Origin of the sequence: Pseudomonas fluorescens, from assembly GCF_000802965.1 — a bacterium.
GTDB classification, from domain to species: Bacteria; Pseudomonadota; Gammaproteobacteria; order Pseudomonadales; family Pseudomonadaceae; genus Aquipseudomonas; species Aquipseudomonas fluorescens_A.
The window spans coordinates 152,778-173,842 of record NZ_JSAK01000015.1 but is presented as its reverse complement, the minus strand read 5'-3'; the positions used below and the strand labels follow the sequence as shown (position 1 = coordinate 173,842).

The window sequence follows — 21,065 nt, the reverse complement described above, 5'->3', positions numbered from 1 at the left end:
ATGAGCTCAAAAAAAATGGCCGACCAACAGGCCAGCCACGAAAATACTCACGTAGAGAATACCAGCGGAACAGCCCAGCGCGCTCGTCTTTTGGAGCGCCTGAAAGCTGGTCCGATTGACACCTTCACCGCTGTTCGCGAGCTGAATATCGTTCGCCCTGGCGCCCGCATCAGCGAGTTGCGTTCCCTCGGCCACAAGATCCACACACACCTCCGGACATTGACTGATGATCAGGGTCGCAGTCACGGTCGCGTGGCGCTGTACTACCTCAGCACCAACCCGCCTGCCGAGGTAACCGTATGAGCATCCGCATTATTCCCTTCGCCTTCAAAGGCGAGGCCGTGAGCTTCAATACTGACGGCTGGATCAACGCCACTGAAGCTGCAGGACGCTTTGCCAAGCTCCCACACGAATGGCTGCGCCTTCCCGAAACCACTGCGTACCTGGAGGCCTTGGCTAAATGCGGGAAATTCCCGCAATTAGTCCGCACCCAGCGTGGACGCAACGGCGGCACTTGGCTCCATCCCAAGCTGGCAGTAGCTTTTGCCCGGTGGCTTTCTGTCGACTTCGCCGTCTGGTGCGATGAGCAGGTAGACGCCCTGCTGCGCGGTGAACCCAAGCCATGGGCCAGCGCTCGCCGTGAGGCTGCGGTTGGGCACAAGGCCGTCTGTGACGCCATCGCTTTCAACTGCGAAGCTCAGGGCAAGACGCCACAGCGGCACCACTTCATCAACGAGGCGCGGCTTATCAACGAGGTCATCACGGGGACTTTTGCTGGTCGCAACCGTGACCTGCTGAGCACAGGCGAGTTGGAGCTCGTCACCATGGTGGAGATCCGCGACGTACTACTCATGGGCCAAGGCCTGAGCTTTGCCGAACGCAAAGTTGCATTGCTTCAATACGTCCGTGGCCTGCAGAGCAAGCACCAGCGGAGGATTGCTGCATGACCCTCATATCTTGCGATCAATGGTCTATAACTTCTCTTGCCAGCAATCACGCCCGCCGGTATCGTTCAAATTGTCACATTGCTGACAACGACCTTGGCGGGTCGAATAGTAAAGGCGCAACAGCGCCCCCATTACGATTGCAGGCGCTTTTTTTACGCCCGCATTCTTGTGTTATGGCGGGTTGCGCAGGAGCACCTTCGGGTGCGTCGGGCTCCTTTACCCCGATCCGCCAATCCTGTGCGACTCGCCACCCTTCCCTGCTTGGCGGCAGAAAGGAGTGGCTCCAAAGTAAAGGAGCTACACCCATGAAACACGCCCTCATTCCGTCCGCAATCCGCGCTTTTGCTCACCGCCGCATGGCCCTGAGCGCTCTCCGCGCAAACCTGTCCCTCTCCTCTCGCCTCGCCCGTTACAACGCCAACATGGCCATCGTTCGCACCTTGGAAAATGCCGGGGGCGCCAAATGAACACCAATCAAAAAGCAGACGTTGTGAGCGACGTCGCAGGTGCCGCAGTTGACCAACTGCACTGTGACAAGGAGTACGCCGAGTGGCTTAACGCCCTGATGCGCACCATCAAACACAACGCAAAACACTGTGAGGGGCGTGACTGCGCGGCCCTCGCAGCGATCGGCTCCTACCTGACTGAAGGCATGCTGGCAGGTCTTGGCAACGTGGACGAAATGACCAGAAAGTTGGAGAGCGCAGGGGGTGGAGCATGACCTTCCCTATCCAGCCCATCGCAAAGCCAACAAGTTGCACTCTTGATGAGCTACGCGACGTGCAAGACATCCTGGTCCTTCTCAGCATGGCCTTGGCCGTCATCGCCTCGCCCACCACGCCGATCATCGCCGCCCGTGTCGCTGCCGTTATTGGGCAACACACAGCAATGGCTTGGGCTGAGCAGCTTGAGGACATGATCGAGTTGCAAGGAGGTGTGCAATGAGCCGGATATCCACCTCAAAGACATTCTTCATCGTTCAGGTTGAGGATGGTCAAGGCGTCTTCGGCTTTCAAATCTGTCTCACCGATCAGGCATTTGCTCGCCACGTATATGAGGTGCTGGGGCGTGATCTGTTGGGTCGTCGAGTCATTTTGCACAGCCTGGAACAGCCACCCGAGACCGTCCAGGACGTGGCGGTTTTTCGATCTATGACGCAGCGTATGAAGCATCTGATGGAGCGCTGCCAAGCAGAAACCTCGCCCGGGCAGACGTTCCTAGTCGCGTACGTAGAGCACTGGCGCGAGCAGATGCCATTGAGCGTCATCGAGGCGTTCCTTGAGCACGCGAATTACGAGCTAGACCTCGACCAGTGCGTCTACATCCAATGCTCCAGTCGGAAATTTGGAGGGCCTATTCATGCTCGTCCTTAACCACGTTCGGTTTCGCGTAGCCAAGCAAGAGGCTTGATCACCATGAACAACCAAACCTGCAAATCAGCCGGTGCGAACTCGGCTTGCCCGGAAAAAGCCACAGAGCTGTTCTATGTGACCCATCCGAAAGCGTTGAAGGCGTTGCTTGGCCCGTTCCTGACAGAGTCAGACGCCGAGTGTGGACGCGTTGTTATGCGTAGCGCTGACGCTCAAGTGACGGCCTGTCTCGTTGAATCAATCGACGACATCACGCACTGGCACGCAGTGAACAACGGCCGGGTTTGCCGCGCTTTCGCTGGGGGTGCCAACCATGGGTGATGTGATCCAGTTCGACCCACTCACCAATATCGTGCGCGACGACGTGCCACCACACATGGACGACTTTGGGCACGCATTGCTGATCGGTGCATTCAGCGACCTGGTGAAGCTACGAGACTGCGCGACGGACGAACACAGCCGTAACAAGGTCGACGTAATCATCAAGCAGATCGGCCGTGTGCTGTCGCGATACGAACCGGAAGGCGCGGCATGACTGACGCCACGATCCTTTTCCGTAAGGCGCTCCAGTCGGTCTATGGGCAGCTTGATTGGCTCCCTGTGCCCGATGGCAGCATTCACCGCTTTCGCGTGCCCGACGACAAGCCCGGCACGCTCAACGGCTGGTATTGCCTGTTTGCCGATGGCATCGCCTCGGGCGCGTTCGGTAGCTGGAAAATGGGTAGTTCCAACACTTGGTGCAGCCGCGAGCCGGTGGACGCCCGCGAGGCCGAACAATTGCGCCAGCGCATCGAGCAGGCCAGGCGCCAGCGGGAGGCCGAGCAGCACCAGCGCCAGCAGCAGGCCGCCGAACTGGCCAACCGTTGGTGGTGCAATTCACGGCGCGCGGCACCTGATCACCCCTATCTCACCGCCAAAGGAGTTCGCCCCCACAGTCTGCGTCAGCGTGGCGCTGATCTTCTCGTCCCGCTGTACCTCGATGGTCGCCTGGTCAATCTGCAACGAATTGCCCCGGACGGCGCTAAGCGTTTCTTGCCCGGTGGCCGCGTGAAGGGTACCTACTCGCCGCTGGGCATCATCGAACCGGGTTCTGTGCTTTGCATCTGCGAAGGATGGGCGACAGGCGCCAGCCTTCACGAACATGGCGGCTATGTCGTCGCCGCTGCCATGAACGCGGGCAACCTGACCCCCGCAGCAATGGGCCTTCGCTCGCGCTACCCGGACCAGCCATTTGTTATTGCCGGCGACGATGACCGACTCACCGACGGTAACCCGGGGCGCACTGCAGCGAACGCAGCCGCGGCAGCAGTGGGTGCTCAAGTGGCTTTCCCCGAGTGGCCAGAGAATGCGCCCGATGACCTTACCGACTTCAACGACCTCGCAAACTGGAAGCTCGCCAATGGCCAAGCCTGATACCAACGTAATCAACCTTCGGCCAGACGCCGCGACCATCGCCCCTGCTCGTCCTTGCTGGGCTGTGTACGAGCACTGGGTGATCAATGAGAACGGTCGCAAGCTGCGCCCCGGCGTATACCGACACAGCTTCAAGCGCAGCGCTGCGGATCAGGATGAGGCGGAGAACGACGCTACCGACCAGCCGATCACTGATGAGTGGATCTCCACCCCTGTCACGGTCGTAGCGCGCACCACCAACAGTGACGACGGCAGCGAGGGCCGGCTGCTTCGCTTGGTCACCGAGGGCGGGATCAAGGAATGGATCATCGCCATGGAAGTATTCGGCGGCAGCGGAGAGGACGCCCGGCGCGCATTGTTCGGCATGGGCGTAATCATAGCTTTGAAGAAGCGCGGCACGTTCATGGAGTACCTGCTCGATCAGCATCCCGCCGAAGTGTTCGCCACCACCTGCCGACCAGGCTGGCATGAATCTGGCGCGTTCGTGCTGCCCGGGCGAACGATCGGCAGTGCCAATGTGCGGTACCAAGCCAGCAACAAGGCACAAGTACTTTTCAGTCAGCGAGGCGAGTTGGCGCTCTGGCAGTCGGAGGTTGCCTCCAAGTGCGCGGGCAATCCGGTACTGACACTGGCGATTGGCTGCTCGCTGGCCGGCCCTCTGCTGAGCTTGGTCGGCGTGCTGGGTGGTGGTGTTCACCTGGTGGGCGACAGTTCAAGCGGCAAATCGCTGGCGCAACTGATCGGCTCGTCGGTTTGGGGTGACCCGGGCGTGTTCGCGGCAAGTTGGGATATGACCAAGGGCGGACTGGAGATCGAGGCGTCGAGCCGTAACGACACCATCTTGCCGCTGGACGAGATCAAGCGCGCCGACCCTAAACGGGTGCAGGAAATGGCCTACTCCCTCGCCAACGGCCAGGGTAAGGGCACCATGACCCGAGAGCGTGAAGGCCGTGCAAAATTGAGCTGGCGGCTGCTGACACTTTCCAGCGGCGAGCGCTCCCTCTCCGAGCACGCTGCAATATCCGGCAATGCTGCCCACGCCGGCGCTGAACTGCGCATGGTCGATGTGAACGCCGGCACCCGCACGCACCGGGCCTTCGATGAATTGCATGGGCTCGAGGGGGCGGACTTCCACCGTCAGCTCACCGTTGCTGTCGGCGCCCACCATGGTCACCTTGGGCCAGCCTTTGTGGAGCACTTGGTTGCCGCCGACGACAAGCCCGGCCTGCTCAGCGACTTTGACGGCATTCGCGCCCAGTTCGTCGAGGACAACGCCCAAGCTGGACGAGTGGCTGACCGATTCGCCGTGATCGCGCTGGCAGGCGAAATGGCCATCGCTTATGGCTTGCTGCCTTGGGAGCCGGGTACCGCCCTCGCCGACTGCCGCCTGCTCTATGGCGAATGGCTCTCCCGTGTCGGCGGGGGTAACGCCGAGGATCGCCAGATCCTGGCCGGCATCATCGACTTTATCGACAAGCACGGCAGCAGCCGGTTCTCCGATGTCGACGCCACTGAGGTCGACGCCAAGGTCTTCAACCGCGCAGGTTATTGGGAGCTGGTGGCGGGCAAACGGCTCTACCTGTTCAACAAGTCCGCACTCACCGAAGCCGCTCACGGGTTCGGCCTCACCCGCGTGATCAAGGCGCTAGAGATCGGCGGGGCTCTGGCCAAGCGAGACACCGACCGGGATAGCCGCAAAACCAAAAAGTACCGCATCCCCGCCGGCGGTTCGGCGCGCCTGTACGTGATCGATCCCGAAGCCCTGGACAGCGAAGGAGGCGGCGCATGAGCACCATCGCCATCAAATGCGAATGCCCGAGTTCATAGGAACCTACAAACGTGGGGAACAGGGGGAACGGGGGAACAGCCAGTAAAACCGTGGGCTGTAGCCGTTCCCCCTATTTGAATGTATGGGGAACAGGGGGAACACAAACATGTTTTTGAATATAGAACCTCAAGTCTTTCTGAACGTTTGGTTATCACTGTTCCCCACAAAAAAACATGGGGAACGGAATCCCCCTCTGAAAGCCCCGGAAACATTGGTTGTTCCCACTGTTCCCCCGTTCCCCCGATTTTTTTCTAGAGAGACATATGGGCAATGGAGCAATCAGGGTGAGGTGACGGCATGAGTCTACTTTCCGGCCTGCTCGATCACATGCCGCCACCCCTTGCGTCAGAGCCATCAGGAAAGCCCTCACCAGTATCGACGCCCCCTCACACTATCGAGTGTGCCCCTGCCACATCCCGCCATATGAGCGCCGCCACCGCCACGCCTGAATGGCGCCACGCCCGCGACCAATACCTCAACCACATCATGGCGTGTCGAGCCTGTTATGCGCCGACAGCCCGTTACTGCCTGGTTGGTGTCGACCTGCGCGCCATCTACGAAAAAACCACGATGGAGCAGCCCCAAAAGCTGGACAAGTGACAACTCAAACTACTGTACAAACGTACAGATCAGGCCTAATCTGATCAAATCTGGCCTTATTAGGTTATAACCTTACGTCGGAGAATTAGGATGACCACAAGTACCAAGATCCGAGGTCACCAGACCAAGCCAACCCGCGCAGAGATCAGCGCCGCTTATGAGCGCCTGCGCATCGCAGCGAGCTCAGGAAGCGTACAAGCGAACGCCGCACTGATCGCCCTGGCGGAACGTCGCCCTCTGCTTCCTATGGAGGTCTTAGTCGCATGACCCTTCGTCAACTTACCCAAGGCCCTCAAGCCTCCCCTCTCCCGAGCCGTCAGCAAATGATGGCCCAGCATCGCACCACGTGGAGCTGATATGGACGGACTACTCGATTTCGTGAAAACCCCGGAAGGCCAAGGCCTTCTTTCGGCTGCGTTTGGCGCGGCGGCGACGGCTGGGCGCGGTGGGCCTGTAAATACGCTGGGCGCAGCGGGCCTGTCCGGAATTGCTGGATATTCGGCAGCCAGCTCGAACGCCTTTAAGCGGCAGAAGGCAGAATTGGCTCAACGTCAAATGCAAGCACTCCCAAGCCTTTACGTGACAGATGATCAGGGCAACACCACGTTCGACTGGAAGGCTGCTGCGCCGCTCGGGTTTGATCCGGACACCCTGCTCAAGTATTCCCAGCTCCCGAATGCAAATAAGTCCAAGGTCGCGCGCACCGTCGAGGTACCGGGTGCCAACGGCGGCAAACAAACCATGCAATACGACGAATTTGGTCGGCCTGTGGGGCAGGCCATCGACTCCTACGTTGCCCCGCAGCAGGTGGACCTCGGCAACGAGAAGCGCTTTGTCATCCCAACTGCAGGCCAATCCTTCAACGTCGGCATGTCGCCAGAAGCGAGGGCCACAGATGCCAGGGGCTGGGCTGGCATCCAGAATCAGCGGCAGCAGAACAACATCCTTCAAAACACCAACGAAATCCAAAAAGAAGCTCAGCGCATCCAAATCATTACCGGCCCCGACGGCACTACCTATCGAGTCGACAAAGGGACTGGACAAGCTACACCCGTGGTTACGCAGAATGGCGCACCATTTCAGGATGGCACGGCCTCCAAACTCACCGAGTCGGAAGGCAAGAGCACGCTGTACCTGAGTCAAATGATCGACGCATCCAACACTCTTGAAAAAGTCGGTGGGAAAGTTTCACCTGCGCGGGTAGCACTCACCAACAGCCCTTATACCAACGCGCTTGCCGGTGAGACTGCGCAGCTCGTCGCCCAGACGCAACGGCAGTGGGCAGAAGGCTTCCTGCGCGCCAAGACTGGGGCTGCGGCGACACCGGGCGAAGTGGATAACAACATTCGCACCTTTTTCCCAGTGGTGGGTGACAGCGAAGCAGTGATAAAGCAGAAGTCAGTCGCACGCCGGCAAGCAGAAAGGGACATGGCGATACCGGCCGGCCGCGGCGCGGAAAAAGCCACGCAACGCAATGCTCCGCCTCAGGTGCCTATGACTATGCCGCAAGCGGGCTCGTTCTCCGATCCGGACAAAGAAGCCCGTTACCAAGAGTTCAAACGGCGTCAGGGGCAATAAACCATGACCGAACATGAAGAATTTGAATTTCGCATGCGCCTGGAGCAAGAACAGGCAGCCCAATCTGCCGAGCAGCCTCAAGTTCAAGCGACCTCGGCTCAGCGCCAAAATTCGCCGCCAGATCGCCTCAAGGGGCGTGGCTGGCTTGAAAAAGGCACGCTCGGCGCAGGTAAGGCTGTGGCTGACCTGATGGAAGGTGTCGGCCTCGGTGGAGTGCTCTGGCCGCGTGGCTGGCAACGCGCCCCTGGCGCGGATGACGACCTGATGTCTGACCCGGCAGGCCTCGGTGGCAATATCGGCGGTCAGATTGGTCTTGCATACCTGGGTGGTCGAGGACTGCAGGCCGGCGGCAAAGCGATCCAAGCGGCGAGCGCAGCCCGCGCCATGCCAGCGGTAAAGACCGTTGGTGGTCTAGTTGAGGGGGCTGGCAATGCCTTGATCAATCCTGGGAGCTATAAGCAAGCAGCAGGCGGTGGGGCAGCCTTTGGCGTACTTTCTCAGCCTGGTGATGCTGCTACTCGCGCCACTAACGCAGTGACTGGCGCTGTGGGCGGGAGTTTAGGTATGGCAGTTGGGAGAGGGATCGGCAAAGTAGCTGGCGGCGTTAAATCTATGATCACGCCTGTCGCGCCTGTTGAAACACAGATTGCTACGAAGCTTGCGCAAAATGGCATCGATTACAGCTCTTTGCCCCAGGCCACCAAAGATCAGATGATTTCAATTGCCAAGCGCAATATGGACGATATCGGGCTGGTGAATACTGATCAGCTCGCGCGTATGGCAGATTTTAACAAGTTAGAAATCACCCCTATGCGCGGCTGGGTGACGCGTGATCCCAAAGACTGGTGGAAGGCAAACAACCTAAACACCGTCGACAGCCAGGTCGCTGCACGCTTCAAGGATGCAAACACCTCATTGCTGCAGCAGGTTTCGAAGGGAGCCGGAGATGCTACCGATTATGAGCGCGGCCGGGTGCTGCAAAATGCCGTGACTGGCTATGATGATACGCTCAAAGCGAAAGCCGACAATTTGTATCAGGCTGCGCGTAACACTGCAGGTCGTGACATCCCCCTCGATGCAGCTCGGTTCGTAAACAATGCCTCGCTTGAACTCGATCAGCAGATGCTCGGCTCGAAGCTACCGGCAGATACGTTGTCATGGTTCCAGAAAGCTACTGGGGGCCAGGAACCGTTTGAAATGGGAACGGCCCTGCAGCGTCTCCAGGCATTGAATGGGCGCATCTACGGCACGAACGATCCGGCTGAAGCTAAGGCGCTAGGGATCGTCAAGAAGCACTTGGTCAACGAAATTGAAGGCCACGGTGCGTCACCAACAGGCGCTCAGGCTGACCTGTCGAATGCATTTAAGGAGGCCAGGGGCGCCGCAGCTGACCGCTTCCGCTTTCAGGAAGCCAGCCCCCTGATCGAGAAAATCCTGAAGGGCAATTACGCGCCCGAGGATTTGCCTGCTCTTGTTGGGAAAATGAAGGTCGATCAGCTCAAAAACCTTTCCTTGCTTGAACAGCAGCGCGGCGTGCCGATTATGAGCTCATTGCAGGATGCCGCTCGTGTCTACATACGCGACGCCTCGACGCTTCAGAGCGAAACCGGAGGTGCCTTCTCCGTCAATGGCATGCGTAAAGCGCTGGATAAGATCGGCCCTGAAAAAGGCCAAGCATTGTTTGGAAAGGATGGTTGGGAAGACTACCAAGCCGCGCTCCGGGCTGCCGGAAATATCCATAACGCGCCGCTGAAGCCAGTAGGTTCAAGCACATTCCCCAACTACCTGCGCATGCCGCTGGGCGTTCTGAAAAAACTTCCGGTGCTCCCTGGTTTGTTGGATGTAGTCGCGTCAGGGGCCGGGAAGGTGAAACAAATGGCAGACGCCAATGCAGCCTTGAATCCATCGATGAAAATTAACGTTCCGCGCCGACCACAGCAAAGCCTACTGCCACTGCTCACTGCGCCAGGCTTGCTGGGAATCACGGAACAGTAGTCGCTCAGTCTTCATCGGGGTTGATCAGGACGATTTTCCTGATCCTGCTGCCTTTCGGGAGGTGCTTTTTGGCCAGATAGGTCAGCAGGTCCTCTAGCTTCACCAGCAGTTGAACGCCGATGAATACGGCTGAAAGTTGGAGTGCATGCAGCAGATGCTGGCTCAAACGAACCTCCTAGGCATAACGCCCTCACTCAACCAAGCCCGCTGAAGTGGGCTTTTTTACTGAGATGACCAAAACGTCGATCCATGTTTCGACCACTGCAGTCCACCGCGGCTGGAACCACCTGCCCGACCGGCACCCTATTCGTCAGTTAGTCTAGCCGTTCAGAGGCACCAGGAAGGTCAATAAGATTGACCTTTAATCGGGCTAGTCGCGCTTCGGTAACCAGTAAAAGTAACCAGTTCACAGCGGTTCCCAGCCCGCATCAAACCCGTTTCAACCTTTCGCCACTGATAAAAACTACGAACTCTGAATCACTGATTTGGCTGACCGGGCCAAAATTCAGCGCTCTAAGAAATCTTGAACCGTCCGCCCAAAGCGTCCTGCCATCCTTCGTTGCATCCAATGAGACCTGCTGTGTTGACTCAACGATTATGTAGCGCTGACCGGAATTTCCCACTGCCTCAAAGCGGTTAGTCTCTTGGAGTCGAGTCGCCATTTCCTAGGCCTCTCTATCGGTTGCAATAGCTTCAAAATTAGCAGCGACATAGCACTCTGCCTTCACATGCCTCTACTGACCGACAGATGGCGGTTCCCAGCGCTGCGCAACCTTGACAATTGTTAACAGATTGGCGGGCCGCGCCCCGGCCTGGACACTAACATTTACTAACAGGCTGACGGGTTGACCAAAGCTCGATAGCTCGCCCGACACTGCTATTTCCGTAGCATTTCAATGTCAAATTTTGACAAGTTTTCGCGCTGAAAAAAGGTTAAGTTTTGTTAAGTCGCTGGTGCCAACCAGATCATCCGGCACCCATAAATTCATAGCTCGCGAAACAGGATGGCTTTAGTGAACGAAAGAGTAATCCCAGAGGCAATGGCAAGTATGCTTCGTCTAATAATGCCTGATGGAATTGGCAACCTCGTCGTTGAGGTAAATGAGATCGCTGGCATCCCGGCAGTTACGGAGGATCAGCGATATGGCTTCACCCTTTTTCATGATTACTTCACCAACCCCCAGCCGGATTGGGTGACAGAGCTGCGACAGAATGAAAGATCGATGAAGTGGTATTTGAGATTAGCGGAAGGCTTGTTCGGTCACACTCAAGGAGCCAGGAAAGCAGTGGAGTACCACCTGTGCCGCATTGGCGAAATCGAGAGCGAGGTGGAAACCTACTTAGGGCGCCAAGACCTCTCAAAAATTCCCAAAGGCAGCTGCCACGCGATCGGAAACACTCAAAAGCTCGATGTGGAATACCACGCATTTGTTTACGCTTATCGACGCACATTGGAATATTTCGCTGCAGGTTTAGCGGCATACTTCAGGACTGAATGTAATTCATTCAAGGATTTGCCGAAGGCTTTAAACCGGCCGAAAGCTGCCCCGGAAATACATGAGCCACTTCTTCAAGTTTACGAAAAACACAAACCCAGCTTTGACTTTGTGCTCTCCTCCGAAAATGGTCGTTCAGTTCGGGATACGATTTCTCATTACGAGTTCGTTCCTGCGGGGATATTCAACCTAACGTGTGAGGGATTTAGGCTTGTTGGTGGTGGTGAAAACCTCGCTCATTCCAACTCCCCTGGCAGATTATGCGATGTACTCTCGGAGAGGACCGCCATTTTGGATGCGTATCTGAATGAAAGTCTCACTGCTTTCACGGACGCGCTTCGCGCTCATCATTGACCTCTAAACACCGGCACCAGTCACGTAAAAGGCATTTTGGCAATGCGAGGTCACCCATCAGCGGAATCTTTGGCAACCGGGTGGTATCCACTTCGGTATCCACGGAAAGCGGCAGTTATGGAGGTTACCAGGGCGATGGTTACCACGCGAGTTACCACGCGAGTTACCACGGTTGGTTACCATTCTGGAGCGGGAACCAAGGCAAGTTTTCAGGTGATGCTTCCAATCCGCAGAGAGGCGAAGGCATGAGTAAAAACCGTATGTTCAACGGTAAGGCCAAAACCCGATTGATCGTATCAGTGGGGGCTGAAACCGTGAGCGTCATCGACCAACTGATTCGCCACCCTAGCGAAGGGCTACACGCCGCCAAGGGTAATCGCTCTGAATTCGTGCGTCTGGCCATCGAGGAGAAGCTGTTGAGGGACAACTCTGATGATTTTTGATGTCCATAAAAAGGGAAAGCTCCGACACCAGACCGACCGATGCTGACGACCTGTAACATGGCAGTCTGTTACAGAGTCTGTTACAGCAAAACGCGCTGTTTCACGCAGTGATTTCACGCACTCTGGATCGCGTGAAATCCTTACGACCTTGTAAGCAGGCCATTGGTACGCAGGTCGGTACGCAGTAAACGTACGCACTCGCCAATGCATACCGCAGCTAGTTCGCACCGCGGTTCGCACCTCTGGTTCGCAGAGCGGGCGCGAACCTGGTTGGTGGTTTCCCCCAATGGTTGCCACCTTTACACCTGTCGTGGCGTGTCACCATCTTCACCCGAGGAGCAAGAGCGGTTACCTTTTGCGGCAGAGCATTCGCCCGCCAGCTAAGGAAGCGCTACGTGTCCAGCTATACGCCAGAAGACCTGAAACAACGCGCATTCGAGCGAGCAGCTTGGGTACTGAAACATCACTGGGAAGAGCAAAAGGATTTGTTGCCCCGCGCGGCTCGTGTGCACTCCAGGATATTCGATACCCTCATCCACTCAAGCTTCATCCTCTATGGGGTTTCTGAAAAAGGGACTGGGCACACAGAACACCTTGTCCCCTGCTCACTGATCCGTGACCAAGCTTTCAGGATGTTCTGGGCTGGCAAAGTTGTCGATGAGGTTGCCCTCATGCTTCAGCGAACGCTAAAAATTGCCCATATCACCAAAGAGGAAGCAAGGCTCCTCGATGTCGACCTTGGCCTTAAAACAACTATGCCCGGGAACTGGTGCTTTGAAACAGGCGCAGTGACGGCGCGTCTAGATTTGGCTGGAATCAAACTGACATTGGTTGAACCTGGCTAACAGCTGGCGCCCCCTCAGGTTCGCCTCCTCCTGCGTGATCCTGGAGCAAACCTGACCGACAAGGTTGCCAAGGCGGTTGCCAGAGATAGTTGCCAGTCAGGAGTAGGTACCAAAGCCTAATTCCATGCCGTATCGCGTCATTTTCACTGGTTGCCAAACGTAAGATTTCCACTCTGGTTTCCACGGTATTACATTGTTTTTCACTGGCAAGGTGGTTAGTTTCCGAACAAGCCCACGGAGGTGACGCGGCAGCGTTGGAGGCCCTTCACAAAAGCCCGCGGATACGTAGGATCAGGATGCGCAAATCGAGGGCGCCCTAATGAAATTGATCATGAACTTCAAGGCAGACTGGCACGACACACTCAAAGAAATAATGAGTAATGAATGGGGGATGGACACAACAGGGCTTACTACGGATGTCCCCGTTCATTACTTCAACGCAGCACAAAGACGCATACCCACCAAGCCCAGGACGCTACTTGTATCGGATACCTTCCGGTGCCCCGCAACACACCAAGCTGGTTGGGATCTAATTCAGCAAAAAGTGAAGGATGGACAAGATTTAACCCCGCACCTGAGCAAGCTGATCGAAAAAACGACAAAAACAGACCTGATGCTGAACGATTGGGGGGTTTACCACTTACACCTTGGAACTCAGATCAAAAACGGTTTTGTCGAAAGGGCAGGCCCTTTGCTCTTCGCCAGAATCACTGACAAGTATTTTTATGCGATCGATGTTTACGACCATCATTCGTGGACGAACAGCGAAATCGTGGAAACAGTTCATCGCAACTGGCCAGCTTCGGTTGCTCGCTGGGTCATGCAAGGCGTGAAAGGGGAAAGGCTCACCGATGAAGAGCGCGCTGCGTTAAGAAAAGTCCATGTCAACGCCTTCTTCCTTACCAAGGATGAAACTACATACGGCTCGCTCGGCGGTGGCACGGTGGCGTCAGGGCACAACGTATTCTCAGTTATCCAAATGGACATCGAGCATGATCGCCTCGAATGCTTGGAGCGGCGGCTGGTTGCAGTTACCGACGAGCTTATATGTGAGCTCAAAAAAGCTGGTTACAAAGACGAGGCAGAAGTTACGGCCAAACTAGTTCTCGCGGAAGGTTTTTACGCTGCCTTCTTCCCAGAATACGGGCTCCTAGTGAACGTCTTTCCCCGCACCGCTTGAGCTATCCGCGCCAGTCTCAAGTGTTTGATTGAATGCTAATACTTTGACCACGCTTTGGCGGAATGTGAGACAGGCATAAGACGAAACCTACCCCAGGTGCGTTTCGGCCCGAACTGGCGCTAGACCTTTAACGATGGCCGCTCGCTGAGCCAGGCTGACCGTTATCTCCATTGAGTGTTGAAATCTACACTCTGTGTAGATCCCAACACGTTAGCGCCGGCTCTCATTTGTGAAAACAATCCCCAGAAATGAACTGGGTCAATTTCCGACCTCGCCCCGGAATCAGGGTGGTGGGAACGCCACTTTGTGGCGCGGGGACCACACTCGAGTTCATGTGAAATAGGTCAATCTGGTCGCTTCTGAATAGGCTCCTGCGCCGGCTATACACACCCCCCCCAGGCATCGTTTAAACAATGGCTATACACAACCCCCCAGGCATCGCGCATTTCACCGGTTGAAAATAGCCGCCGAGCAGTGAGCAGTGAGCAGCTTGTTTCATGCCCCGATCGAACCAGCGCTGCTACGCTTTGTTTTTCTCGAATGGAGTCGAAGCGATGCCTACCCCTGAATACTCTCTCCCGGATGTGCTTGAACGCATGTATCACAACCAGCTCGCCTTGGAAGCCGCACTAATGGAGCTGACCCTGTTAGTCGAAAGCCAAGGGCATGTCGCGGCCGGCGACAATATCCGGACTGTCTTGGACGTGATCGGCGAAAACGCCGGGCATATCAATCAAGGGCTGGCCAGACTCAAGTCACAAGGCACTGTTTGAACCGACGTCAGCAGGGGCGTGTATGGACGATGACTGCGAAGTGTTGTTTGTTGCCGACCTGGCAACGATGCTTGGCCGAACTGAGGCGTCGGTCAGAGAGGGAATGCGCCGGGGCGTGGACTGGTTGCCAAAGAGCTTCAGGATGGGCACCAGACACTGCTGGCTTAAGGAAGACGTGCGGGAGTTTCTGCGTGAGTGTCGCGATGGGAAAAACAAGGTGCCGAGGGTTGGTAGACCGCGGCAAACACCGCCAGCGCTGAGGGATATTAGAAGATGACAGAGGGCATTGATCGTTTTCTACGCCTTGATGAGGTACTTCATATTACCGGCCTCAGTCGCGCCACAATCTACCGCCGGATTCGGGAAGGCACCTTCCCCAAGCAATTTCGACTAGGCCCTAACTCGGTGGCCTGGCGTCAATCAACAATCGCTAAATGGATGTTCGATCTAAACCCAGGCGATTGAATGGCTTGAAGGCGGGGCCTAGTCAGGAAACAACGCTTGGCGCTGGGGCCGGGCTTTTCGTTAATCGCTATCCAACGTTTTTTCCCCGACAGACATAACGCTTGTTGAGATATCTGCCCTATCGTAACGGGAAGTCAGGACCGTGACTTGAGCCTCTTTCTCCGGCTCATAAGCCACGGTCCAACCTTCTTATGCACGTCTACATATAGCCACGATGAACCATCAGGTGATATTGTTTTGTCACCATCATGAAGCAAACGGAGTGCTTCATGATGGTGCCGAAAAAGTGAATTTGCCTTTCTTCGGTAGGTCGCATGGAGATGATGCGATTCCCTCAATTTCAGGACATCCCACGCCTCATGAATGAACGGTTCGATAATCCACCACTCGTAGAGCTAGTAGCCGAGCTCCGTTGGAAGGACTTGTCTTTGCCTGCTGGTTTGCCGCCTGGCTTCCCTCCCGGCTTCCCTTTTCCAGGGAGCCAAGTCGCATTTGATCAACAGCTACCAGAAATGAACAGCGCGATGACCTCGATTGGTTATGGGCAATCTGAGAGGTTGATGCCGGCTGGATTTCCCGCGCCCGCAGAAGCGCCGATCGTTCGTTACCGTTATTCGGGGGTAACTGAAAAAAATCGGGAACACCTGCCGTCTACGCTTTTTCAAATTGGCAGCGGAATTTTCACTGCGAACGCGGTTAAACCGTACAAATCATGGGACGACTTTAGGCCGGTAGTGGAGCATGGCGTTCGAATTCTGTTGGAAACACAGAAAGCAAAAGTAGGCGGATACTCTTTGACCCTACGTTACATCGACGCATTCCGTGAAGATCTGACTGACGACATGACTCATATGCAGTTTTTGAAGAATGTCCTAGGCTTTGGAATAGATCTACCACCGGTCTTGCTCACCCATGCCGAGGATCGCCTTATTGATATACCTATGTCGCAAATCATCGTTCCGTTGAAATTCGGGTCACTTCAATTACAGATGACACAAGGCGAAATCGACGGCGGCCGAGCTTTCATTTTAGAAAATGTGGTGATAATTGACGGCCTGATCGAGCCAAGGGTTGAGCCCATTATGGAAAGCTTCTCCAAAGCACGCGATGTGATTCACGATGTTTTCGTTAATCTGTCCGCACCGCTCAGAGATAAGATGGTGCCAGTGGAGGTACAGGGATGAACGCTTATAGGGCCACAAGCAGTGCAGCGTACTTCACCGCTGGCGCAGCGGCATTTGGCAGCACGTCAACGTCCATAAGTATTACTTTGGGTGGTAATAGCGTTTTGCAACGCGGATATGACGCACTGAGCCATCTTTGGACATTGATGAAGGCAGGATGGGTTAGTCCTACCAACTCGAAAAGCCAACCAAGCAGCGCGGAGTTGATTGAGTTTGCTTACTCGGAACGGTTGAAAACCGTCTCAGCGTATCCAAGTCTGGCGAGCGTGCTCACCATGGAAATGGCTGCGAAGGCTGCATATCTTGTTATGGCCGGACAAAAACTCAGCAACCCTTCAGTCGCCAGGCTCTCGCGGCTCGCGCGATCTCTCGACAATTGGGACGGTGAGGGTTCAAAGGCGATGTCTCTTTCATCGCTGATCAACTTCGTGAGCTTTTTGGAAAAGAACCGCGAAGTACCTTCAGACATCCATATATTCCTTGGATTCTATGGTGAGATCGTGACCTCTTGGGGGCTTAAAGATGGATCTACATTGGACATGTCCTTTGGAGATCACCAGATTGAACTGGCCACGGATGAGCACGATGAGGTCTTCGCCATTGGTGATAATGGCCTCTACAGATTGATAGCCGAGCTTTAATCATACATGACCTCTAATTCATCGCCGGATCAAGAATATCCGGCTAGGCAGGTATTGCTTGCCGATAATGAAACAGTTATCCGTGCAATAGTTGAAGAGGAATGGGTGCCTGATACCAATAGGGGATCACCGAGCATCTTTCGTCGTCCTAATACCTCTGTAACTCGGATTGATACGCTCGGTCTTCATCCTGCCATTGTTGTCGTTAAGAGAGACATCGAACGGCCCGGTCGGCCTGCACGAGATGTTAAGGGTGTCGGCAAGATAACTGTCTCCCTTTTAAAAATTGTAGGCAAATCTCCAGTCCCAGTACCAAAGCCAGGCGCTTGTATCTATTTGCAGGTTTGGGAAGAAAAGGTCAAAGCCAACGGCGACTACCCCGGCAATGAAAATCATGCCGAAATTGTTGCGTATGATGACGATACCCACAAAACTGAGAGGCGGTCGATTTCTCTCGGTTACAGCCGCATGCTATCGAAAGCCCTGCATGTATATGCAGTGGACGCTGATGGCAATGTTACTGGCGAATCTTTGCCTTTAGAGTGGGCGAAAGCAGATGAGAATCAATAGGTACATTGATGATAGCGCTCTTCTGCCTGAGATGTATGTGCCTTGCGTTATGTGACGGTCAGAAAGTTTTCCAGTGAGTCGGGATACACAGAGGCCGCGATTCGATCAAAGATCGCTGACGGCACCTGGGAAAAAGATTACGTTTGGCGAAAGGCGCCTGATGGTCGGGTGCTGATCGATGTCGATGGCTACGAAGCTTGGGTAGAGATGGGCGCACCATCCAAGGCTGATTGCGTGAATTGGTACCGGCCGGCGATAAGTCCCGCGACGCCGTTGAGCAAAGCCTCAAAACTCGGAAGTCCAAAGCCGCTAGTTTGATACCGTCTGTCCGACTGACAGGACTACGAAAACACTCTTGGCGGTGACGCGTTGATGATGGGAAAACGATGCAAGATTGTGAAAAGCGAGTAGATTTGTGAGTAGATTACATTTTCCACATACAGATTGTTAAACAAATACAGTAAGTTAGATATAAAGTTCGATTCCGTCTCTGGCACCAAATACCGAAAACCCTGAATCGCAAGATTCAGGGTTTTTTTATGCCTGCCGGAAATGGAAGCAGGCTTGGCGACTCGCCGCTCCCTAACTGTCACCATTCCAATGGAAGACCAAATTGCGAGCAGCGCCGCTGCTAACATCCGCAGTGTCACGCCGCTCCTCACCATTGCGTGTCGCGACGACAATGTATTTGCCGGCAGGCAATTTCACATACACCAGTGGACCAGCTTCATTCAGCGTCAGCACGGTCTGACCTTGGGCTTTCTGGATAACTACGCTCACATCAGGAATGTATTCATTCCCTGCCCCGACAGAGAACGTCATGTGCAGGTTATAGCCAGTGGTCTGCTGGATGGCCTTTGACTCATCCTCACCTATACCGCCGGACAGGTAAGTAATCCCGTTTTGCTCCTGCCGTTGAACCTGCACGGCCGAACTGTCGATGGGCTCAAGGCTGGCGGCAGGCAACACAGCTGGAAACATCAGCACGCTGAAGGCGGTGATGGGCAACATCAGTGAATGGAAGAATTTCATGATGGTGACTCCCGGGCTCTTTAGAACCCATTCGTTACCTACGTTTGATTGGCTGCTGAAGGGTTGTGTTTTAGATTGATTCAACCTTGGGTTGAGTACGAAACGTACTACATGAGGCACTCCCAGGATCTGACCCGGTGTCAGCTCCGTCCTGCAAGCGAACCCGGTATTTCTGGCCGATTTCTCAGCGTCGCCCTGCATCTTTGCCCCAAGCCCTTTTGCCATTCTCTTCTGCCTGATCAAACCGATGCGGAAGTCTTCATGAGCGCGCTGAAACCCGGCGACACCCAAGACCCACAAATCAATTCACTGCTTGGCAATCCCGGCGAATTGATCCGCCAGGCACGCCGGAAAGTGTTGCGTGCAGTCGATACCATTCAAGTACAAACCTGCTGGCAAATCGGTCGGCATATCGTTGAGTTCGAGCAGGAAGGGGCTCGGCGGGCGGGTTACGGGAAACAACTGCTGTCGACTCTGGCAACGGCGCTGACAGCGGAGTTTGGCAAGGGCTTTGATGCCTCCAACCTTCGCTACATGCGCCTTTTCTATCAAGCCTTTCCCATTCGTGACGCACTGCGTCACGAATTGAGCTGGACCCACTACCGCAGACTGTTGAGAGTCGACAACGCAAGCGCTCGTCTCTGGTACATGAACGAGTCAGCCAGCCAGAACTGGTCAAGCCGGGCACTGGAACGCCAGATCAACACGCTCTACTACGAACGCCTGTTGGCCAGCCGCGACCGCTGCGCCGTCAAGCAAGAGGCCGCGGTCAATATTCAGCAAATGAAGGGCAGCCCTCGGGACTTCATTCGTGATCCGGTGGTGGCGGAGTTTCTTGGCTTACCCCACGCGGGCAGACTTCAGGAAAGTGAGATCGAACTAGCACTGATCGAGCAGCTCCAGGGCTTCCTGCTCGAACGGGGCAAAGGCTTTGCCTTCATCGCTCGCCAGCAGCGCATCAGCACTGACAGCAAGGACTTCTACATCGATCTGGTGTTCTACAACTACCTGCTCAAGTGCTTCGTCATCTTCGATATCAAACGCGGTGAGCTGACCCATCAGGATGTGGACCAGATGGATATGTACGTGCGCATGTACGACGACCTCAAACGCGGCGTGGAAGACGGCCCCACTGTCGGCATCATTCTCTGCGCACAAAAGGATGAGTCCGTGGTGCGTTACTCGGTGCTGGAGGGCAACGAACAATTGTTTGCCAGCAAATACCAGCTAGTACTGCCCAGCGAAGAAGAGTTGCGTGCGGAGCTGGATCGAGAGCGGGCGGTACTGGAAGAACGGCTCAATCAAAATCAGTGATGGTTCCGGTGGATTGTTCATCTGCAACTCGAAGACTATCGTTGGCAGCTATCCGCAAAGGAACGGCGCCGATGAATTTGCAGGAAACACCACCACTGGCCTCCACTCAAATCGAGTTGCCGTTGACGGCAGATGCCCTTGGCGAGCCCTTCAAGGAGCCCGCCGCGGATGGCTTCGCACTCGGTGGTTTCACATGGAGGCACGCGGCCCAGGACACCACTCGGCCCGTCGTCGTCATCAACGCCGCCACCTCGGTCCGCTGCCGGCATTACTCACGCTTCGCCGATTATCTGTTCGCCAACGGCTTCGATGTCATCACTTATGACTACCGAGGTATCGGCGAATCGCGTCCGGCCTCGATCAAAGGGCTTCGGGCTTCATGGACAGACTGGGGCGCGCTGGACTTCGAGGCCATGCTCAAGCGCGCACAGCGAGAATTCCCCGGTCAGCCTGTCGATGTGGTCGGTCACAGCTTTGGCGGCTGTGCAGCGGGACTGGGAGCCTCGGGAGATATGATCCGGCGCTTGGTGACCGTTGGCGCTCAATTCGCTTATTGGCGCGACTATGCGCCCGCCCATCGCTGGCGGATGTTTGGCAAGTGGCATGTGGTAATGCCTTTGGTGACGATGATGTGCGGTTACTTTCCCGGCAAACGCCTCGGCTGGCTGGAAGACACGCCCGCGGGCGTGGTGCGCGATTGGAGCACGCCCACAGCCCGCTACGAAACTCGCCCAAGTGGCCGCGTAATCAACGATCGCCTGCCCTTCGCCAGCGTCACCGCAAAAACCCTCGCGATCAGCATCAGCGACGATCCCTACGGCACAATCCCTGCCATCGAACGCCTGCTCGGCTACTTCACCGGCAGCACAAACACTCACCTGCGCATTGCCCCCGAAGACATCGGAGAACAAGAAGTCGGACATTTCGCCTTTTTTCGCAGCGCATACCAAGCCACACTATGGCCCATTGCATTGTCCTGGCTGCAAACCGGCGAACTGCCCCCCGACACACCCGGGCGGACAGTGCCTCGCAGCTAG

26 protein-coding genes are annotated in these 21,065 nt (G+C 55.7%); 24 read left to right on the top strand and 2 right to left on the bottom strand.

Going from position 1 to position 21,065, the window contains the following annotated elements:
- The 13 genes from NL64_RS13325 to NL64_RS13275 all read left to right on the top strand — a co-directional run bounded on the left by NL64_RS13325 (nucleotide 1) and on the right by NL64_RS13275 (nucleotide 9,731).
- Entirely contained in the window at nucleotides 1-303 is a 303-nt protein-coding gene (locus NL64_RS13325) for a helix-turn-helix domain-containing protein (RefSeq protein ID WP_034148538.1), read from the top strand.
- A complete protein-coding gene (locus tag NL64_RS13320) occupies nucleotides 300-947 on the top strand; it encodes a KilA-N domain-containing protein (protein WP_034148537.1) in 648 nt (215 codons plus the stop codon). Before NL64_RS13325 ends, NL64_RS13320 begins: the two co-directional genes overlap by 4 nt.
- A gap of 305 nt (nucleotides 948-1,252) precedes the next feature.
- On the top strand, nucleotides 1,253-1,414 hold the full coding sequence (locus tag NL64_RS30365; protein WP_172668670.1) for a hypothetical protein: 162 nt from the start codon (nucleotides 1,253-1,255) through the stop codon (nucleotides 1,412-1,414).
- Nucleotides 1,411-1,668, top strand: a complete 258-nt coding sequence (locus tag NL64_RS13315; protein ID WP_034148536.1) for a hypothetical protein — start codon at nucleotides 1,411-1,413, stop codon at nucleotides 1,666-1,668. Before NL64_RS30365 ends, NL64_RS13315 begins: the two co-directional genes overlap by 4 nt.
- Complete coding sequence (locus tag NL64_RS13310; protein ID WP_052321245.1) at nucleotides 1,665-1,892, top strand: hypothetical protein; 228 nt, start codon at nucleotides 1,665-1,667, stop codon at nucleotides 1,890-1,892. Before NL64_RS13315 ends, NL64_RS13310 begins: the two co-directional genes overlap by 4 nt.
- Nucleotides 1,889-2,320, top strand: a complete 432-nt coding sequence (locus tag NL64_RS13305; protein ID WP_034148535.1) for a hypothetical protein — start codon at nucleotides 1,889-1,891, stop codon at nucleotides 2,318-2,320. Before NL64_RS13310 ends, NL64_RS13305 begins: the two co-directional genes overlap by 4 nt.
- A gap of 42 nt (nucleotides 2,321-2,362) precedes the next feature.
- Entirely contained in the window at nucleotides 2,363-2,638 is a 276-nt protein-coding gene (locus tag NL64_RS29605) for a hypothetical protein (protein WP_080757966.1), read from the top strand.
- Nucleotides 2,631-2,852 (top strand): hypothetical protein, encoded by a 222-nt coding sequence (locus tag NL64_RS13300; protein ID WP_034148534.1) that lies wholly within the window; start codon nucleotides 2,631-2,633, stop codon nucleotides 2,850-2,852. The genes NL64_RS29605 and NL64_RS13300 overlap by 8 nt, the downstream gene beginning before the upstream one ends.
- A complete protein-coding gene (locus NL64_RS13295) occupies nucleotides 2,849-3,730 on the top strand; it encodes a toprim domain-containing protein (protein WP_034148533.1) in 882 nt (293 codons plus the stop codon). Before NL64_RS13300 ends, NL64_RS13295 begins: the two co-directional genes overlap by 4 nt.
- Nucleotides 3,717-5,519, top strand: coding sequence for a DUF927 domain-containing protein (locus NL64_RS13290; protein WP_034148532.1), 1,803 nt, complete (start codon nucleotides 3,717-3,719; stop codon nucleotides 5,517-5,519). The genes NL64_RS13295 and NL64_RS13290 overlap by 14 nt, the downstream gene beginning before the upstream one ends.
- Before the next feature lie 462 nt (nucleotides 5,520-5,981).
- Nucleotides 5,982-6,158 carry a hypothetical protein gene (locus tag NL64_RS30990; RefSeq protein WP_367379619.1) on the top strand — a complete coding sequence of 59 codons (177 nt, stop codon included), beginning with the start codon at nucleotides 5,982-5,984 and terminating at the stop codon, nucleotides 6,156-6,158.
- A gap of 357 nt (nucleotides 6,159-6,515) precedes the next feature.
- Nucleotides 6,516-7,736 carry a hypothetical protein gene (locus NL64_RS13280; RefSeq protein WP_034148530.1) on the top strand — a complete coding sequence of 407 codons (1,221 nt, stop codon included), beginning with the start codon at nucleotides 6,516-6,518 and terminating at the stop codon, nucleotides 7,734-7,736.
- Between the two features lie 3 nt (nucleotides 7,737-7,739).
- Complete coding sequence (locus NL64_RS13275) at nucleotides 7,740-9,731, top strand: hypothetical protein (RefSeq protein ID WP_034148529.1); 1,992 nt, start codon at nucleotides 7,740-7,742, stop codon at nucleotides 9,729-9,731.
- 4 nt (nucleotides 9,732-9,735) lie between these two features.
- On the opposite strand, the gene NL64_RS30130 is transcribed toward NL64_RS13275, so the two are convergent.
- Nucleotides 9,736-9,897 (bottom strand): hypothetical protein, encoded by a 162-nt coding sequence (locus NL64_RS30130; RefSeq protein ID WP_155292754.1) that lies wholly within the window; start codon nucleotides 9,895-9,897, stop codon nucleotides 9,736-9,738.
- A gap of 847 nt (nucleotides 9,898-10,744) precedes the next feature.
- On the opposite strand from NL64_RS30130, the gene NL64_RS13265 reads away from it, so the two are divergent.
- From NL64_RS13265 to NL64_RS30125, 9 genes are all read left to right on the top strand, one after another.
- Nucleotides 10,745-11,581 (top strand): hypothetical protein, encoded by an 837-nt coding sequence (locus NL64_RS13265; protein ID WP_034148527.1) that lies wholly within the window; start codon nucleotides 10,745-10,747, stop codon nucleotides 11,579-11,581.
- 245 nt (nucleotides 11,582-11,826) lie between these two features.
- On the top strand, nucleotides 11,827-12,024 hold the full coding sequence (locus NL64_RS13260; protein ID WP_155292753.1) for a toxin-antitoxin system protein: 198 nt from the start codon (nucleotides 11,827-11,829) through the stop codon (nucleotides 12,022-12,024).
- 395 nt (nucleotides 12,025-12,419) lie between these two features.
- Nucleotides 12,420-12,869 (top strand): hypothetical protein, encoded by a 450-nt coding sequence (locus NL64_RS13255; protein WP_052321244.1) that lies wholly within the window; start codon nucleotides 12,420-12,422, stop codon nucleotides 12,867-12,869.
- 331 nt (nucleotides 12,870-13,200) lie between these two features.
- On the top strand, nucleotides 13,201-14,049 hold the full coding sequence (locus NL64_RS13250; RefSeq protein WP_216594569.1) for a hypothetical protein: 849 nt from the start codon (nucleotides 13,201-13,203) through the stop codon (nucleotides 14,047-14,049).
- Between the two features lie 554 nt (nucleotides 14,050-14,603).
- Nucleotides 14,604-14,822: a hypothetical protein gene (locus tag NL64_RS13245; RefSeq protein WP_034148525.1), complete on the top strand. Its 219-nt coding sequence runs from the start codon at nucleotides 14,604-14,606 to the stop codon at nucleotides 14,820-14,822.
- A gap of 273 nt (nucleotides 14,823-15,095) precedes the next feature.
- The gene (locus tag NL64_RS29600) at nucleotides 15,096-15,287 is read left to right on the top strand and encodes a helix-turn-helix transcriptional regulator (protein ID WP_080757964.1); all 192 of its coding nucleotides are present in this window, start codon (nucleotides 15,096-15,098) and stop codon (nucleotides 15,285-15,287) included.
- Nucleotides 15,288-15,646: 359 nt separating this feature from the next.
- A complete protein-coding gene (locus NL64_RS13235) occupies nucleotides 15,647-16,471 on the top strand; it encodes a TIGR04255 family protein (RefSeq protein WP_172668669.1) in 825 nt (274 codons plus the stop codon).
- Entirely contained in the window at nucleotides 16,468-17,112 is a 645-nt protein-coding gene (locus tag NL64_RS13230) for a hypothetical protein (RefSeq protein WP_034148522.1), read from the top strand. Before NL64_RS13235 ends, NL64_RS13230 begins: the two co-directional genes overlap by 4 nt.
- Before the next feature lie 6 nt (nucleotides 17,113-17,118).
- Nucleotides 17,119-17,682: a hypothetical protein gene (locus NL64_RS30125; protein ID WP_155292752.1), complete on the top strand. Its 564-nt coding sequence runs from the start codon at nucleotides 17,119-17,121 to the stop codon at nucleotides 17,680-17,682.
- A 582-nt stretch (nucleotides 17,683-18,264) separates the two neighbouring features.
- Here the strand turns inward: NL64_RS30125 and NL64_RS13220 are convergent.
- Nucleotides 18,265-18,714, bottom strand: coding sequence for a hypothetical protein (locus tag NL64_RS13220; protein ID WP_034148655.1), 450 nt, complete (start codon nucleotides 18,712-18,714; stop codon nucleotides 18,265-18,267).
- Nucleotides 18,715-18,975: 261 nt separating this feature from the next.
- Here NL64_RS13220 and NL64_RS13215 point away from each other — a divergent pair, with 261 nt between their 5' ends.
- Both NL64_RS13215 and NL64_RS13210 read left to right on the top strand, forming a co-directional pair.
- Nucleotides 18,976-20,028 (top strand): PDDEXK nuclease domain-containing protein, encoded by a 1,053-nt coding sequence (locus tag NL64_RS13215; RefSeq protein ID WP_034148520.1) that lies wholly within the window; start codon nucleotides 18,976-18,978, stop codon nucleotides 20,026-20,028.
- A 71-nt stretch (nucleotides 20,029-20,099) separates the two neighbouring features.
- Nucleotides 20,100-21,065 carry an alpha/beta hydrolase family protein gene (locus tag NL64_RS13210; RefSeq protein ID WP_034148519.1) on the top strand — a complete coding sequence of 322 codons (966 nt, stop codon included), beginning with the start codon at nucleotides 20,100-20,102 and terminating at the stop codon, nucleotides 21,063-21,065.